This window comes from Mesorhizobium sp. M0119 (assembly GCF_040322615.1).
In the GTDB taxonomy this organism is placed as follows: Bacteria; Pseudomonadota; Alphaproteobacteria; order Rhizobiales; family Rhizobiaceae; genus Mesorhizobium.
Map to the genome: position 1 here is coordinate 34,732 of NZ_JAMYTU010000009.1, position 15,234 is coordinate 49,965.

The 15,234-nt window shown below is 62.0% G+C and carries 15 protein-coding genes; 9 read left to right on the forward strand and 6 right to left on the reverse strand.

The window, feature by feature from the left end:
- Nucleotides 1-83: 83 nt before the first annotated feature.
- The 5 genes from NKJ40_RS11300 (at nt 84) to hflX (ending at nt 6,456) form a co-directional block, all read left to right on the forward strand.
- The gene (locus NKJ40_RS11300) at nt 84-2,369 is read left to right on the forward strand and encodes a sensor histidine kinase NtrY-like (protein ID WP_352466166.1); all 2,286 of its coding nucleotides are present in this window, start codon (nt 84-86) and stop codon (nt 2,367-2,369) included.
- Nucleotides 2,359-3,720 (forward strand): nitrogen assimilation response regulator NtrX, encoded by a 1,362-nt coding sequence (gene ntrX / locus NKJ40_RS11305; protein ID WP_292655273.1) that lies wholly within the window; start codon nt 2,359-2,361, stop codon nt 3,718-3,720. The genes NKJ40_RS11300 and ntrX overlap by 11 nt, the downstream gene beginning before the upstream one ends.
- A gap of 89 nt (nt 3,721-3,809) precedes the next feature.
- A complete protein-coding gene (locus tag NKJ40_RS11310) occupies nt 3,810-4,673 on the forward strand; it encodes a D-amino-acid transaminase (RefSeq protein ID WP_352466167.1) in 864 nt (287 codons plus the stop codon).
- 145 nt (nt 4,674-4,818) lie between these two features.
- Nucleotides 4,819-5,064 (forward strand): RNA chaperone Hfq, encoded by a 246-nt coding sequence (gene hfq / locus NKJ40_RS11315; protein WP_006202172.1) that lies wholly within the window; start codon nt 4,819-4,821, stop codon nt 5,062-5,064.
- Nucleotides 5,065-6,456: a GTPase HflX gene (gene hflX, locus NKJ40_RS11320; protein WP_352466168.1), complete on the forward strand. Its 1,392-nt coding sequence runs from the start codon at nt 5,065-5,067 to the stop codon at nt 6,454-6,456. It abuts the gene before it with no gap.
- A 6-nt stretch (nt 6,457-6,462) separates the two neighbouring features.
- Here the strand turns inward: hflX and mazG are convergent, their stop codons facing one another.
- Both mazG and NKJ40_RS11330 read right to left on the reverse strand, forming a co-directional pair.
- Nucleotides 6,463-7,287 (reverse strand): nucleoside triphosphate pyrophosphohydrolase, encoded by an 825-nt coding sequence (gene mazG, locus NKJ40_RS11325; RefSeq protein WP_352466169.1) that lies wholly within the window; start codon nt 7,285-7,287, stop codon nt 6,463-6,465.
- A gap of 139 nt (nt 7,288-7,426) precedes the next feature.
- A complete protein-coding gene (locus NKJ40_RS11330) occupies nt 7,427-8,611 on the reverse strand; it encodes an amino acid aminotransferase (protein WP_352466170.1) in 1,185 nt (394 codons plus the stop codon).
- A gap of 220 nt (nt 8,612-8,831) precedes the next feature.
- Between NKJ40_RS11330 and NKJ40_RS11335 the strand changes: the two genes are divergently transcribed.
- The 4 genes from NKJ40_RS11335 to NKJ40_RS11350 all read left to right on the forward strand — a co-directional run bounded on the left by NKJ40_RS11335 (nt 8,832) and on the right by NKJ40_RS11350 (nt 11,095).
- Nucleotides 8,832-9,362 (forward strand): sigma-70 family RNA polymerase sigma factor, encoded by a 531-nt coding sequence (locus NKJ40_RS11335; RefSeq protein WP_502903703.1) that lies wholly within the window; start codon nt 8,832-8,834, stop codon nt 9,360-9,362.
- On the forward strand, nt 9,362-10,135 hold the full coding sequence (locus NKJ40_RS11340) for an anti-sigma factor family protein (RefSeq protein ID WP_352466172.1): 774 nt from the start codon (nt 9,362-9,364) through the stop codon (nt 10,133-10,135). Before NKJ40_RS11335 ends, NKJ40_RS11340 begins: the two co-directional genes overlap by 1 nt.
- 24 nt (nt 10,136-10,159) lie before the next feature.
- The gene (locus NKJ40_RS11345) at nt 10,160-10,867 is read left to right on the forward strand and encodes a Bax inhibitor-1/YccA family protein (protein ID WP_352466173.1); all 708 of its coding nucleotides are present in this window, start codon (nt 10,160-10,162) and stop codon (nt 10,865-10,867) included.
- Between the two features lie 69 nt (nt 10,868-10,936).
- Nucleotides 10,937-11,095 (forward strand): hypothetical protein, encoded by a 159-nt coding sequence (locus NKJ40_RS11350; RefSeq protein ID WP_352466174.1) that lies wholly within the window; start codon nt 10,937-10,939, stop codon nt 11,093-11,095.
- Nucleotides 11,096-11,170: 75 nt separating this feature from the next.
- On the opposite strand, the gene NKJ40_RS11355 is transcribed toward NKJ40_RS11350, so the two are convergent.
- The 4 genes from NKJ40_RS11355 to metG form a co-directional block, all read right to left on the reverse strand.
- A complete protein-coding gene (locus tag NKJ40_RS11355) occupies nt 11,171-11,761 on the reverse strand; it encodes a hypothetical protein (protein ID WP_352466175.1) in 591 nt (196 codons plus the stop codon).
- Between the two features lie 205 nt (nt 11,762-11,966).
- Nucleotides 11,967-12,785 (reverse strand): MBL fold metallo-hydrolase, encoded by an 819-nt coding sequence (locus tag NKJ40_RS11360; protein ID WP_352466176.1) that lies wholly within the window; start codon nt 12,783-12,785, stop codon nt 11,967-11,969.
- Between the two features lie 3 nt (nt 12,786-12,788).
- Nucleotides 12,789-13,583 carry a TatD family hydrolase gene (locus NKJ40_RS11365; protein WP_352466177.1) on the reverse strand — a complete coding sequence of 265 codons (795 nt, stop codon included), beginning with the start codon at nt 13,581-13,583 and terminating at the stop codon, nt 12,789-12,791.
- On the reverse strand, nt 13,583-15,169 hold the full coding sequence (metG, locus tag NKJ40_RS11370; RefSeq protein ID WP_352466273.1) for a methionine--tRNA ligase: 1,587 nt from the start codon (nt 15,167-15,169) through the stop codon (nt 13,583-13,585). The genes NKJ40_RS11365 and metG overlap by 1 nt, the downstream gene beginning before the upstream one ends.
- Nucleotides 15,170-15,234 lie beyond the last annotated feature (65 nt).

Here is a 15,234-nt window from a genome sequence, read left to right on the forward strand (position 1 = left end):
ATTTCCGTCTCGGCCACACTTGTTGCATAATCGCCACAATGCGTTGCATACATCCGACGCAATCACTGGCTCTAGACGGCGACATGGCTCTGCACGCACCGACACTGAGCAAACCGCTTTTCAGCAATACCGGCGCGCGAGACGGTCGCCGGCTGCTTGCGCTGCCCGGCGTGATCGCCGTTGCCGGTGCGCTGGTGACGGCGGCGATCTCCTTCGCCATTCTCGTTGGCGCCACGCCGATCACGCCCGACGCGAGGACGACGCTGGCGCTGATTGCGCTTAATGCGGCGTTCGTGCTGTTTCTGATCTTGCTGGTCGGCCGCGAAGTGCATCGCATCCTGATGGCGCGCCGGCACGGCAAGGCTGCGTCGCGCCTGCACGTGCGCATCGTGGCGATGTTTGCGCTGGTCGCCGCAATTCCCGCGATCATGGTGGCGATCATCGCGTCGATCACGCTCGACATCGGCCTCGACCGCTGGTTCGAGATCCGCACCAAGACGATCGTCAATTCGTCGTTGTCGATCGCCGACGCCTATGTGCAGGAAAACGCACGAAATCTTCAGGGCACGACGTTGTCGATGGCTTACGACCTCGACGCTTCGCGCACGCTCTACGGCCTCGATCGCACCGGGTTCCTCGATCTCATGAACAAGGAGGCGGTGGGACGTTCGCTGGCACACGCAGCACTCATCAAGCCCGATGGTTCCTTCGTTATGAGTGCCAAGACCGACGCAGACTTTGCCATGCCGGAGCCGCCTGAGGGCGCCGTGGCAAGCGCTGCCGATGGCAAGCCAGTGCTGATAGAGCCGCGCACCCGCAACATCATGGGTGCGATCGTCAAGCTGCGCGAGATCGACGGGCTCTATCTCTACACCATCCGCCTCGTCGATCCCGAGGTGATCAAGGCACGGCAGATCGTCAAATCCAACACCGCCGAATATCGCGGTCTCGAAGACAATCGCCGCACCTCGCAAGTGGCTTTCGCGCTTCCCTATCTGTCGCTGACGCTGATCATCATCCTGTCCGCCATCTGGACTGGCATTGCGGTTGCCGACCGCCTGGTGCGGCCGATTCGTCAGCTCATCGGCGCGGCCGATGAGGTCGCCACCGGCAATCTGGACGTAGCCGTGCCTGTCCGCCCCTCCGATGGCGACGTCGCCTCGCTCGGCGACACATTCAACAAGATGCTGATGGAATTGAAATCGCAGCGCAACGAGATCCTGTCGGCCAAGGATCTGATCGATGAACGGCGGCGCTTTTCGGAGGCGGTGCTTGCCGGCGTCACCGCCGGGGTCATCGGCGTCGATCCATATGGCATCGTCACCATCGTCAACCGTTCGGCCGAAACGATGCTGGCCATATCCGCCACGGCAGCGCTTGGGCAGAACCTTTCCGCCGTGCTGCCGCACGTCGGCCGCGTCTTCGAGATCGGCCGCAAGTCGGGCAGGCCGGTCTATCGCGAACAGGTCACCTTCTATCGTGCCGGCACTGAACGAACCTTCAACGTGCAGATCACGATCGAAGCCGGCGACGACGGTTCGGAGGATAAATCCTACGTCGTGACAGTCGACGACATTACCGATCTGGTCCAGGCACAGCGTTCCTCCGCATGGGCCGACGTGGCGCGGCGCATTGCCCACGAGATCAAGAACCCGCTGACGCCGATCCAGCTTTCGGCCGAGCGCATCAAGCGCCGTTACGGCAAGGTCATCACCGAGGACCGTGAGGTTTTCGATCAATGCACCGACACCATCATCCGGCAAGTGGAGGACATCGGCCGCATGGTCGACGAGTTCTCGGCGTTCGCCCGCATGCCGAAACCGGAAATGAAGGCAATCGATCTGCGCGATTCGTTGCGCGAGGCCTCCTTCCTGGTCGAAGTGAGCCGCGCCGACATCACCTTCGAGCGCATCTTCGGCAATGAGCCGCTCAAAGGCACGTTCGACAGCCGCCTGATGGCGCAGGCGTTCGGCAACGTCATCAAGAATGCTGCCGAAGCAATCGACGGACTTGATGCAGAGGATCGTCCGCACGGCATAATCCGGATTCAAGCCGGGCGTCAGAATGGCGCGATTCGAATCGACGTCATCGACAACGGCAGGGGCTTGCCCCGCGAAAACCGGCAGCGCTTGCTCGAGCCTTACATGACGACACGCGAGAAAGGCACCGGGCTTGGCCTCGCTATCGTCAAGAAGATCGTGGAGGACCATGGCGGGCGACTCGAATTGCACGATGCACCAGCGGACTTCCACGATGGGCGGGGCGCAATGATCAGCATCATCCTGCCGGTTGCCGCCACCGTTCCGATACGCGGCGAGGGCAAGACGGAACACGAAAAAGAAACTGAAAAGGTCGGTAATGGCGTCTGATATTCTCATCGTCGATGACGAGGAAGACATCCGCGAACTCGTCGCCGGTATCCTGAGCGACGAAGGTCACGAAACACGCACGGCGTTTGATGCCGACAGCGCGCTGGCGGCGGTCGCCGACCGGGCACCCAGGCTAATCTTCCTCGACATCTGGCTGCAGGGCTCGCGGCTCGATGGCCTGGCCTTGCTGGACGAGATCAAGACGATGCACCCGAACCTGCCGGTGGTGATGATCTCGGGCCACGGCAATATCGAAACGGCAGTTTCGGCCATCCGCCGCGGCGCCTATGATTTCATCGAAAAGCCATTCAAGGCCGACAGACTGATCCTCATTGCCGAACGGGCGCTCGAAACCTCCAAATTGAGACGCGAGGTTTCGGATCTCAAGCTGCGCAGCGGCGAGACTTTCGACCTCATCGGCATGTCGTCGGCAATGAGCCAATTGCGCCAGACCATCGAGCGCGTCGCACCGACTAACAGCCGCGTCATGATCATTGGCCCCTCCGGCTCGGGCAAGGAACTGGCCGCGCGCGCCATCCACGCGCTCTCAGCGCGCAAGAGTGCACCGTTTGTGACGCTGAGCGCCGCCAACATCACCCCGGAGCGTATGGAGATCGAGCTGTTCGGCACCGAATCGAATGGCGTCGAACGCAAGGTCGGTGCGCTGGAGGAGGCCCATCGCGGCATTCTCTACATAGATGAAGTGGCCGACATGCCGCGCGAGACGCAGAACAAGATCCTGCGCGTGCTGGTCGAGCAGCAGTTCGAGCGGGTAGGGGGCACCAAGCGGGTCAAGGTCGACGTGCGCATCATCTCGTCGACCTCGCAGAACCTGGAAGCCATGATCGCCGACGGCCGTTTCCGCGAAGACCTTTATCATCGCCTGGCCGTGGTTCCGGTCATGGTGCCGGGACTGGCCGAGCGTCGCGAGGACATTCCTTATCTGGTCGACAATTTCATGAAGCAGATCGCTCGCCAGGCCGGCATCAAGCCGCGCCGCATCGGCGACGACGCGCTGGCGGTACTGCAGGCGCACAACTGGCCGGGCAACGTTCGGCAGTTGCGAAACAATGTCGAGCGGCTGATGATCCTGGCGCGCGGCGACGAAGTCGATGCGCCGATCACCGCCGATCTCCTGCCTGCCGAGATCGGCGACGTCATGCCGCGCACTCCAAACAAATCAGATCAGCACATAATGGCGCTGCCGCTGCGGGAAGCGCGCGAACAATTCGAGAAGGACTATCTGATCGCCCAGATCAACCGTTTTGGCGGCAACATCTCGAAGACAGCAGAGTTTATCGGCATGGAACGCTCTGCATTGCACCGCAAGCTGAAGTCGCTGGGCGTCTGATAGCCACACCAGTCGTGGCCCACGCAATTATCCGTTACGGCCGTCTTGGAATCGCATAAGAAAGCTGGGACTTCGTCCAGGGATTAGCCATGCCGCGCATTGCCTATGTGAACGGGCGCTACGTCGCTCACGCCGAAGCTTCCGTGCACATCGAGGACCGTGGCTATCAATTCGCCGACGGCGTCTACGAGGTCTGCGAGGTGGCACGAGGCTTCATCGTCGACATGCCGCGCCATCTCGCCCGATTGAACCGCTCACTTACCGAACTCTCGATCGATTGGCCGATCACGCGCGGCGTGCTGCCGCTCGTCATGCGCGAGGTGGTGCGCCGCAACCATGTCGTCGACGGCCTGGTCTATGTCCAGGTGACACGCGGTGTCGCCAGCCGCGAGTTTTTCTTCCCGCCGGCGGGCACGAAGCCGTCGCTGGTGGTGACCGCCAAAAAAGCCGATCCTGCAGCTGCCGTGAAGCGGGCCGAGAGCGGGATCCGGGTTATCACGGTGCCGGAGAACCGGTGGGATCGGGTCGATATCAAGTCGGTCGGCCTGTTGCCGAACGTGCTGGCCAAGCAGAAAGCCAAGGAAGCCGGCGCTCAGGAGGCCTGGTTCGTCGATGTCGACGGCACCGTCAAGGAAGGTGGATCGTCGAACGCCTGGATCATCACCAGAGACGGCGTGCTGGTGACGCGCCCCGCCGAGCACGGCATCCTGCGCGGCATCACCCGCACGACGCTGTTCGATGTCGCCGCCAAGCTCGGCCTGAAGATCGAAGAGCGCGGCTTTTCGGTTGCCGAAGCCAAGGCCGCGCGCGAGGTTTTCATCAGCTCCGCCACCACGATCGCCATGCCGGTGGTGGCGATCGATGGCGCTCCCGTCGCCAACGGCCACCCGGGCTCGATAACAGTTTCATTACGGCAGGCCTTTTTTGACGTTGCGGAAAAAAGTCCAGCCTGATAACCGCACAGATGGAATGAACATCAATATATCTCGTTCTGCTTGTCGTTACTGACGGCAAGATGGTGTTTGCGTGCTTGACATGTGCCGGCTAATTTGGCGCATTGGCCTGCAAACCGAAGGGGATCGGCGAAAGACAAGAACAATGGCGGAACGATCGCAAAATCTTCAGGACCTGTTCCTGAATTCAGTTCGCAAGAGCAAAAACCCACTCACCATCTTTCTCATCAACGGCGTGAAGCTGACCGGCGTGGTCACTTCGTTCGACAATTTCTGCGTTCTGCTGCGTCGCGACGGCCATTCCCAGCTTGTCTACAAGCACGCTATTTCCACGATCATGCCGAGCCAGCCGGTTCAGATGTTCGATGGTGAGGAAAGCCAGGGCGCCTGATTGGCACGTGAGAAAGACGCGGACCGCAGCGTTCGCGGAAAACCAGCACATCAGACCGGGACAGAGGCCAACGGTCCGACCCGGGCGGTGGTCATCGTGCCGGTGCTTACCCGGCAGCCGCGTGGCGACGACGATACCAATCGCCCGCGCCTGACCCGTTCTGCCGAGGCCCGTCGCGACGAGGCGGTCGGCCTCGCCAGCGCCATCGACCTTGACCTGGTCCACACGGCGGTGGTGACCGTCAACGATCCACGTCCGGCGACCTTGCTCGGCAGCGGCAAGGTGGCGGAGTTCGCCGAGATCGTCAAAGAGGGCCACGCGGAAGTGGTCATTGTCGATCATCCGCTGACCCCGGTACAGCAGCGCAACCTCGAAAAAGAGTTGAACGCCAAGGTGCTCGACCGCACCGGGCTGATCCTGGAGATTTTCGGCGAGCGCGCCCGCACCAAGGAAGGCACGCTGCAGGTCGACCTTGCCCATCTCAACTACCAGAAGGGCCGCCTTGTGCGGAGCTGGACCCATCTCGAGCGCCAGCGCGGCGGCGCCGGCTTTCTCGGCGGCCCTGGCGAGACCCAGATCGAGTCGGATCGGCGTGTGCTGCAGGACAAGATCACCAAGCTGAAGCACGAGCTCGAAACCGTGCGCCGCACCCGCGACCTGCACCGCGCCAAGCGCAAGAAGGTGCCGTTTCCGGTGGTGGCGATCGTCGGCTACACCAACGCCGGCAAGTCGACGCTGTTCAACCGGCTGACCGGAGCAGGGGTGCTGGCGGAAGACATGCTGTTTGCCACGCTCGACCCAACGCTGCGCCGCGTGCGCCTGCCGCACGGAACGCCGATCATCCTTTCCGATACGGTCGGCTTCATTTCGGACCTGCCAACGCATCTGGTGGCGGCCTTCAGGGCGACGCTGGAGGAAGTGGTCGAGGCAGACCTCGTCATTCATCTGCGCGACATCTCCGATCCCGATACGGCCGCGCAGGCCGAAGATGTCGAGCGCATCCTTGCCGATCTCGGCGTCGATGCCCGCGATACCAAGCGCGTCATCGAAGTGTGGAACAAGATCGACCGGCTCGACGAAGGCAACCGGGCGCGGCTACTTGCCGACGGGGCTGACGGCAAGAAGACGCCGCCGATCGCCATATCGGCGGTTACCGGCGAGGGCATCGATGCGCTGAAGGCGATCATCGAGACGATGATGTCGGGCGAACTGGAGACGTTCACCGTCACGCTCAAGCCCGACCAACTCGGCGTCGTCGACTGGCTTTACCGCAACGGCGACATCGTCTCGCGTGATGACAATGAGGATGGCAGCGTGACCATCGCGCTCAAGGCCACACACAGTGCTCGGCAAGAGATAGAAAGCCGATTGCGACGTCAAAACAACGGGTAGGGGCGTTTACTTCGCGCTTTTTGCCTGCTGCCAGAGCGCTTCCATCTCGTCCAGCGTCGCCTCTTCGAGGCTGTTTCCCGACGCTTGCAGCGCCTGCTCGACATAGTGGAAGCGCGACCGGAATTTTTCGTTGGTGCCGCTGAGTGCCGCTTCGGAATCAATTTTGAGGTGCCGGCCGAGATTGACGACCGCAAACAGCATGTCGCCGAACTCGTCCTTGATCGGCGCGCTGTCGCCGTTGGCCAGCGCTTCGCGCAACTCGCCGATCTCCTCCTCGATCTTTTCCAGGATCGGTCCCGCCTCGCTCCAGTCGAAGCCGACGCGGGCGGCCTTTTCCTGCAGTTTGAGCGCCCGGGTCAGTGCGGGTAGGGCGACCGGCACGCTGTCGAGAAAGCCCTTGCCATGGTCTTCCGGGTCGAGCCCACGGGCGAGGCGCGCACTGCGCTTCTCTGCCTTTTCCTCTGCCTTGATCTTTTCCCACATGCCCTTGGCCATGCCGGCGCTGCGCGCCTTTTCGTCGCCGAAAACATGCGGGTGGCGGCGGATCATTTTTGTGGTGATGGCCTCGACCACGTCACCGAATGAAAATTCGCCGGCCTCCTCTGCCATTTGCGCGTGGTAGACCACTTGCAGCAGGAGATCGCCGAGTTCATCGCGCAGATCGTCCAGGTCGCCGCGCGCGATGGCGTCCGCCACTTCGTAGGCTTCCTCGATCGTGTATGGCGCGATTGTCGAAAAGTCCTGCTCGATGTCCCACGGACAGCCGGTTTTCGGCGCCCGCAGCGCTGCCATGATCTCGATCAGCCGGGAAATGTCTTTCGAGGGTTTCATCTGGGAAACGCTATCCTGTACACGGCTGTGCGGCCAACGACTTCAGCCGGCGAGGGCGTCTTGTCCACAGATGGGCGGTCAGACCATGATCCGAAAGTGGAAGCCGGTTTCCGGAAAAGATCCTAACTAGCTAAAAGTATCAGTCGAGCACGGAGACGATCGCCTTGGCGAGCGCATCCATGCCGTCCTCGGGTAGGCCGGCAACGTTGATGCGGCTGTCGCCGACCATGTAGATGCCATGCTCGGCGCGCAGCCGCTCGACTTGCGCTTCCGACAGGCCAAGCCGGGAAAACATGCCGCGATGGCTGGCGACGAAATCGAAACGGTCGGAGTTGGACTGCCGCCGCAGCGCCTCGGCGAACTGGACGCGCAGCCGCAGCATGCGCAGCCGCATCTCTTCAAGCTCTGCCTCCCAGTCGGAACGCAATGCGGGGTCTTCAAGCACGATGCGCACCGCCGCCGCGCCGTGGTCCGGCGGCATCGAATACATGGCGCGCGCCGCCGACAGCATCTGGCCCATCGCCAAATCCGCCTGCGCGCCGTCTTTCGCCATGATCAGCGCTGCACCGACGCGGTCGCGATAGACGGCAAAGTTCTTCGAGCAGCTCGAGGCAACCACCATTTCCGGAACTTTTGCCGCTAGCATGCGCAAGCCGGCGGCATCCGCATCAAGCCCCTCGCCAAAGCCCTGATAGGCGATGTCGACAAAGGGCAGCAGGCCGCGCTCAACGACAAGATCGGCAACGGCAGCCCATTGCGAGATGTCTAGATTGGCGCCTGTCGGGTTATGGCAACAGCCATGCAACAATACGACGTCGCCAGGATTCGCGGCTCTCAATGCATTCAGCATGTCGTCGAAGCGAACCGCACCAGAAGCAGCGTCGAAATAGAGATATTCGCGTATCTGCAGGCCAGCGGCGCGCAACACCGGCATGTGGTTCGGCCAGGTCGGATCCGACAGCCAGACCGTCGCGTCGGGGCGGGTCCTTTTCAGCAGCTCTGCCACCAGCCGCAGCGCGCCGGAGCCGCCGGGGGCTTGCGCCGCACGTATGCGCGTCATGTCGGCGGTTGGGCCGAACACCAACCTGGCCATCGCCGCGTTGAAGGCGGTATCGCCGGCAAGGCCGAGATAGGTCTTGGTATCCTGGCCTTGCAGCAGCCGCTTTTCGGCTTCGCGCACCGCGCGCATCACCGGCGTCTTGCCCTCGCGATCCTTGTAGACGCCCACCCCAAGATCGACCTTGTCGGGACGCGGATCAGCGCGATAGAGGCCGATCAAGGCAAGGATCTTGTCGGCAGGCGCGGGCTGGAGATTTTCGAACATCGATAAGGTTCCGTTGGCGGCGGAGTGATACGCAAACCGGCCGTGCTTTGCCAGCAGTTTCATATGCGCCAACTCGGCGTCGGGTTTGCCTCGAGGGCGGCCAATACTATCTGCCGCGCGAGGGCAGGCGCGATATCTCCCAGGAGAGAGCGCGGCTAGCCGCCCAAGAAAAATTCGGGGAAAGCGGGATTAAAATCATGACCTGCTCCGTAAACAGGACATGAAACGGCCGATGCCACGCTTCGATATTCTGGGACAGCTCGGTTCGCTGCGCCGCTATGCACGCTCGCTGACACGCGACAGCGCCGATGCAGAGGATCTGGTGCATGATGCGCTTGTGCGTGCCTATGAGCGACGCGGCAGCTTCCGCTCCGGCGGAAACCTTCGCGTATGGCTGCTGTCGATCGTCCACAACGCGTTCATCGACGGATTGCGATCCCGCAAATCGGAAGCAATGCGCATCGAACAGGCCGGCTATCTCGCCGAGGCGAATGTCCGGGCTCCGCAGGAACATTCGGTCCGTCTGGCGCAGGTGCGCGACGCTTTTTTCAGATTGCCGGAAGAGCAACGTTGCGCGCTGCATCTCGTCGCCATCGAGGGACTTAGCTATAGCGAGGCGGCCGAGGTCAGCGGCGTGCCGCTGGGCACGCTGATGTCGCGCATCGGCAGGGCGCGCGCGGCCCTGCGCGAGATGGAGGACGTGGCACCGGCACGCGCGAAAGGCCATCTGAAGATCGTGGGAGATCGGTGATGAACCCACTGCGAGATCCCGTGACCGACACCGATCTCGACGCCTATGTCGACGATCAGCTGGACGCGGCTCGTCGCATCGAGGTCGAGGCGTTCCTTTCGGCCCGCCCGGAAGCGGCCGCGCGGGTGATGTCCGACCTGCGGACGCGTGACGAATTGCGCGTGGCGCTTGCCGGATCGAAAGGCATGGCGCGGCCCGCGACGGCTGATGCCGCACGGCGGCTGGAACGGGGATTGGCGCGCGGCCGCGTCCTTGGTGCTTTGCAGAGAGCGGCGGCAGTCGCCGTCTTCGTCGCTGCCGGCTGGCTTGCGAACGGGCTCATCGGACCGATCTCGGTGACGGAAGTCGTCGCTTCGACCCATCCGCCCGCCTACGTGGAGGACGCGGTCCGGGCGCACCGCACGACGCTCGTGCGCGAGGCGATGTCGTCGCAACCCGAAGCACCCGGCTACAACGCCGACGAAATCCGCGCCGCGACTGCGATCGTGATGCCATCCCTGCCAGCGGACTGGACGGTCCGTGACGTGCAGATCTATCCATCGCAATTCGGCCCGAGCGTCGAGATGGCCGTCGAGACAAAAGAGATGGGGCTGGTCTCGCTGTTCGCCATCCGGCCCGGAACATTCGACGTCGTCAGACCGACTGTCGTTCCCTCGGGCGAAGTTTCCTCGGCCTATTTCCAGATCGGCGAGGTCGCCTACGCGGTCGTCGGACGCAGCGATGTCGGCGGTCTCGATCGCACGGCCGAAGCGCTCGCCAAAACGCTTTACTGATCGACCTTCAAGAAGGAGAACCACATGAACAATCTCGGATATATCAGGGCCGGAGCCCGAGCCGGAGCCGTCTACGACGAAGGCCTGCGCCGGCACATGCTGCGCGTCTATAACTATATGGGCCTTGGCCTCGTCGTTACGGGCGTGATCGCGTTCGTGGTGGCCTCCACGCCCGCCCTTTACGTGCCGATCTTCTCCACCCCGCTGAAATGGGTGGTGATGCTGGCCCCGCTGGCCTTTGTGCTCTTGTTCTCGTTTCGGATGCAGACGATGTCGGCAGCCGGCGCCCAGGCGATGTTCTGGGCATTCTGCGCGGTTATGGGGCTGTCGCTGGCTTCCGTGTTTCTGGTCTTTACCGGCACCAGCGTCGCACGCACCTTCTTCATCGCCGCCACCATGTTCGGCGCGACCAGCCTTTACGGCTACACGACCAAACGCGACCTGACGCAGTTTTCGTCGTTCCTGATCATGGGCCTGATCGGCGTGGTGATCGCCAGCATCGTCAATATCTTCCTGGGCTCGACCGCGCTCCAATTCGCGATCTCTGTGATCGGCATCGCCGTCTTCATCGGCCTCACCGCCTGGGATACCCAGACTATCAAGGAGCAGTATGCGGAAAACTTCGGTGCGGAATCACAGCAGAAACTCGCTGTCTTCGGTGCATTCTCGCTCTATCTGAACTTCATCAACATCTTCCAACTGCTGTTGAATTTCACCGGCGAGCGCGAATAGCCGGCGTTGGACCAAGACCGGAGTTGGACATCATGGACAGAAACGATTGCCGGCGCCGCGCAGACCGCGATGGGCGTTGCGGGCGGCGTGCTGCTCGGCAACGCGATCGCCGGCATGTTTGGCGGCAGCGAAGCGAAGGCAGCCGAGACCCCGGCACCACAGCCAGACTCAGCGGGTTCCAACGAGCCTGGCGACAGCAGCGGAGACTTCGGCGACTTTGAATTGTGACAATGACACGGGGAATTGTGACAATACGGGCTGCCTTCAGACCGCGTGATGATCGCCGGTGATCGAAGCCGGCGGCTAATAACCCAGGCGCTTCAGTTCAGCCTTGACCGCCGCGATCGTCTTGAAGCGGAAGTGCTTCGTTGTGCCGTCGCGCCAATGGCAGTCGCATGTGGCGTCGAACTTCCGGCTCGCTTTCAATTGAGTCAGCGCCTTCTGGTCTGGCTTGGGGCCATCGAAGATGCGAACTTCGTAGAGCGTCCCTTCGACATCGTAGTGCATCTGAGCCCAGGAAAGTATCACGATCAGTTCCTTTGCCGGGTCATGATCGGCGTTGGCGAGGCCGAGCGCTATGTCCGGTGTGTCACCCTCTTGTTCACCGATCGTGACCTGGATTGCACGATACCTGTTGTCAGCTAGCCGTTGCAGCGCGACGAGTGGGCGTTCCGGATAGTCCTCAGCGGTCTGGTAATCGACGAACAGTGTCTGGAGGCCGTTCCAGCTCACGGCTGTGGTGTGCGGATCAGCATTGTCGGCGAACCCAACAACACGTTTCGCGAAAGCCAGCTCGTTCTCGCCCGGAGCACGATCAAAGTCCTGCGCTCGCGCGTCGGTGAGCGCGCAGGCGAGGGTGAGGGCAAGACTTGCAAGGAGCGGGAGTGTCTTCATGATTCGTAACCCTAGCATGCCCGTTGCCCCCACAGCGCTGTTGAGAATGTCTAAGAGTGACCGGTCTGATCTCGCCGCCAACGGATGCTATAGGCTTTAGTCGCATAAGATAGATTATGGAACTGGCATGGCCGATTGGATGTGGCGTGAAGATAGCACCTCGCGAGATCCAACTCGGGAACCCAGGCCGTAAAAACTTGGTCCTTCACGCTGATTCGTAAGGGATTTCGATCGTCATGCCGTCATAGGCGGGCTCGACGTTGGCCGGCGTCTCGGCCATTACCGTGGCGTAGTCGAGCGGCACATGCATATGCGTCAGCACCGCGTTCTTCGGCGCCAGTCTTTCGATCCAGCCAAGCGCCTGGCCAAGCGACAGATGGCTCGGGTGGACGGTGTATTGCAGCGCGTCGATGACGAGCATGTCCAGCCCGCGCAAACGCTTGGCGGTCGCCTCCGGAAAGTCGCTGATGTCAGGGCAATAAGCCAGCCCGCCGATGCGGAAACCCAGCGAGGTGATGTCGCCATGGAGCTGCAGCAGCGGTTCGAGGGTGAGGGCGCCGCCCTCGCCTTCGATCACCACCGGCCTGTCGTGGTCGATGATATGGGCGTTGACGATCGGCGGATACGAACTGCCTTTCGGTGTTTCGAAACAGTAGCGGAACGCCTCGCGTAAGCGCAGCATGGTGGCTCGATCGGCATGGATATCGATCCGGTGGCGCTGCTCGAGCACGAAGCCGCGCAAATCGTCGATGCCGTGGATATGGTCGGCATGCGGATGTGTATAGACCACCGCATCGATGCGCTTGACCGATGCCAACAGCATCTGCTCGCGGAAATCCGGGCCGGTGTCGATGACGACCGTGGTCCGGGCGCCATTCGCCGCGATCCGCTCGACAAGCGCTGCGGTGCGCGTGCGCCGGTTCCGGGGATTCGCGGGATCGCAATTGCCCCAGTCGCCGGTGATGCGTGGCGTGCCCGGCGATGAGCCGCAGCCGAGGACGGTAAGACGCAGCCGGGCGCTCATGCGTCAGAGGCCCGGCGCGCTCGGGCGCGGCATTTTCCTGAACAGCCGGAAAAAATTATCCGTGGTGATATCAGCGATCTCGGCCTCGCGGACGCCGACCGTCTCGGCCAGTATCTTTGCTGTATGCGCAACATAGGCAGGCTCGTTGCGTTTGCCGCGGAACGGTATCGGCGCCAGATATGGCGCATCGGTTTCGACCAGCAGACGGTCGCGCGGCACATCGGCGGCGACGGCGCGCAGCTCGGCGGAGTTCTTGAAGGTCAGGATACCGGAAAACGAAACGTAGCCGCCGAGCGCCACACCGATCTCGGCCAGCCTGCGTCCGGACGAAAAACAGTGCAGGATGAAAGGGAAGGCGCCCTTCCCTGTTTCTTCTTCGAGGATATCAGCCATGTCGTCGTCGGCGTCGCGCGAATGGATGACCAGCGGCAAACCGGTCACGCGCGCCGCGGCGATGTGTGTGCGAAATCCCTGTGCCTGTGCATCGCGCGGCGCATGATCGTAGAAATAATCGAGCCCGGCCTCGCCGATCGCCACCACTTTTCGATGAGCGGACAGCCGCACCAGGTCATCGACAGTCACATCAAGCTCTTCGGCCGCATTGTGCGGATGGGTGCCGACCGAGCAATAGACCTCATCGAAAGTCTCCGCAATCTCAAGCACTTGGCTAAATCGCTTCACCCTCGTCGAGATCGTCACCATTCGGCCGATGCCGGCCGTAAGGGCGCGGGCGACGATGGCCGCCCGCTCTTCGGCGAAATCCGGAAAGTCGAGATGGCAGTGACTGTCGACCAGCATCAGGCGCTTGTATCCGTTTGCTCGACATAGCGTGGAAATACCGGTTCCGGCGCCGGCAGCGCCGTGCCGGATACCAGCGCATGACCTTCCGCGACATGCTCGAAATTACGGCTGCCGGCCGGCACCGCCAAAAGGTCGAGCAGCTTTGCCGCCGACTGCGGAATGAAGGGCTGGCACAGCAACCCGACACGCCGGATCACCTCAGCGGTCGTCCACAGCACCGTTTCCATGCGCGCCGGATCGGTCTTCTTCAGCGCCCATGGCTCCTGCCCGGCGAAATAGCGGTTGGCTTCGGCCACCACGCCAAAGATCGCCGCCAGAGCAAGGTGGATGCCCTGGTCGGCCATCGTCCTGCGCGCCGTGACAAGGGCGGCATCGGCCTGATCGAGGATCGCCTTGTCGGCATTGCTCAATTCGCCACGTTTCGGCACCACGCCGCCGCAGTTCTTGGCAATCATCGACAGCGAGCGCTGCGCCAGATTGCCGAGATCGTTGGCGAGGTCGGCATTGGTGCGGTTGACGATTGCCTCATGACTGTAGCTGCCGTCCTGGCCGAACGGCACTTCGCGCATGAAGAAATAGCGCACCTGGTCGAGGCCGTAGTGCTCGATCATCGCGAACGGGTCGACGACATTGCCGACCGACTTCGACATTTTCTCGCCACGGTTGAACAGAAAACCATGCGCGAACACGCGCTTCGGCAATTCGATGCCGGCCGACATCAGGAATGCCGGCCAGTAGACCGCGTGGAAGCGGATGATGTCCTTGCCGATGACGTGGACGTTCGCCGGCCAGAAAGACCATCTCTCATTGGCCGGATCCGGATAACCGGCGGCGGTGATGTAGTTGGTTAGGGCATCGACCCAGACATACATCACATGCTTCTCATCGCCGGGCACCGGCACGCCCCATTTGAATGTGGTGCGCGAGATCGACAGATCCTTCAGGCCGGATTTGACAAAGCTGATGATCTCATTGCGCCGCTCCGCCGGTCCGACGAATTCGGGGCTGTTCTCATAGAGCGCGAACAGTCTGTCCTGATAGGCGGAAAGGCGGAAGAAATAGCTCTCTTCCTCGGTCCATTCGACAGGCGAGCCGAGCGGTTCGCGGCGCACGCCGTCGTCACCGACCTTGGTTTCGGCCTCGTCGAAATAGGCTTCCTGCCGCACCGAATACCAGCCGCTGTAGCGGTCGAGGTAGATGTCGCCATTCTCAGCCATGCGCGTCCAGATCGCCTGGCAGGCCTTGTAATGACGCTCTTCGGTGGTGCGGATGAAAACGTCGTTCGAGCAACCGGTCGCTTCGAGCATCGAACGGAAGATCGCCGAGTTGCGATCGGCAAGCGCTTTCGGCGTCAGGCCTTCGGCGTCCGCCGTCTGCTGCATCTTCAAACCGTGCTCGTCGGTTCCCGAGACGAAGAAGACGTCCTTGCCGTCGAGCCGCTGGAAGCGGGCCAGCGTGTCGCTGGCGATGACATTGTAGGCATGGCCGATATGCGGCTTGCCGTTCGGATAGAAAATCGGCGTCGTGACGTAGTATTTTTCGCGTGCCATGGATGAGCCGTCATGAATGTCTGAATGAAAGATGTCGCGGTGAGATATCGCATCGAAACGGCAATTGCCATCCGACGCCAATGTGGTGGCTTTCGAAG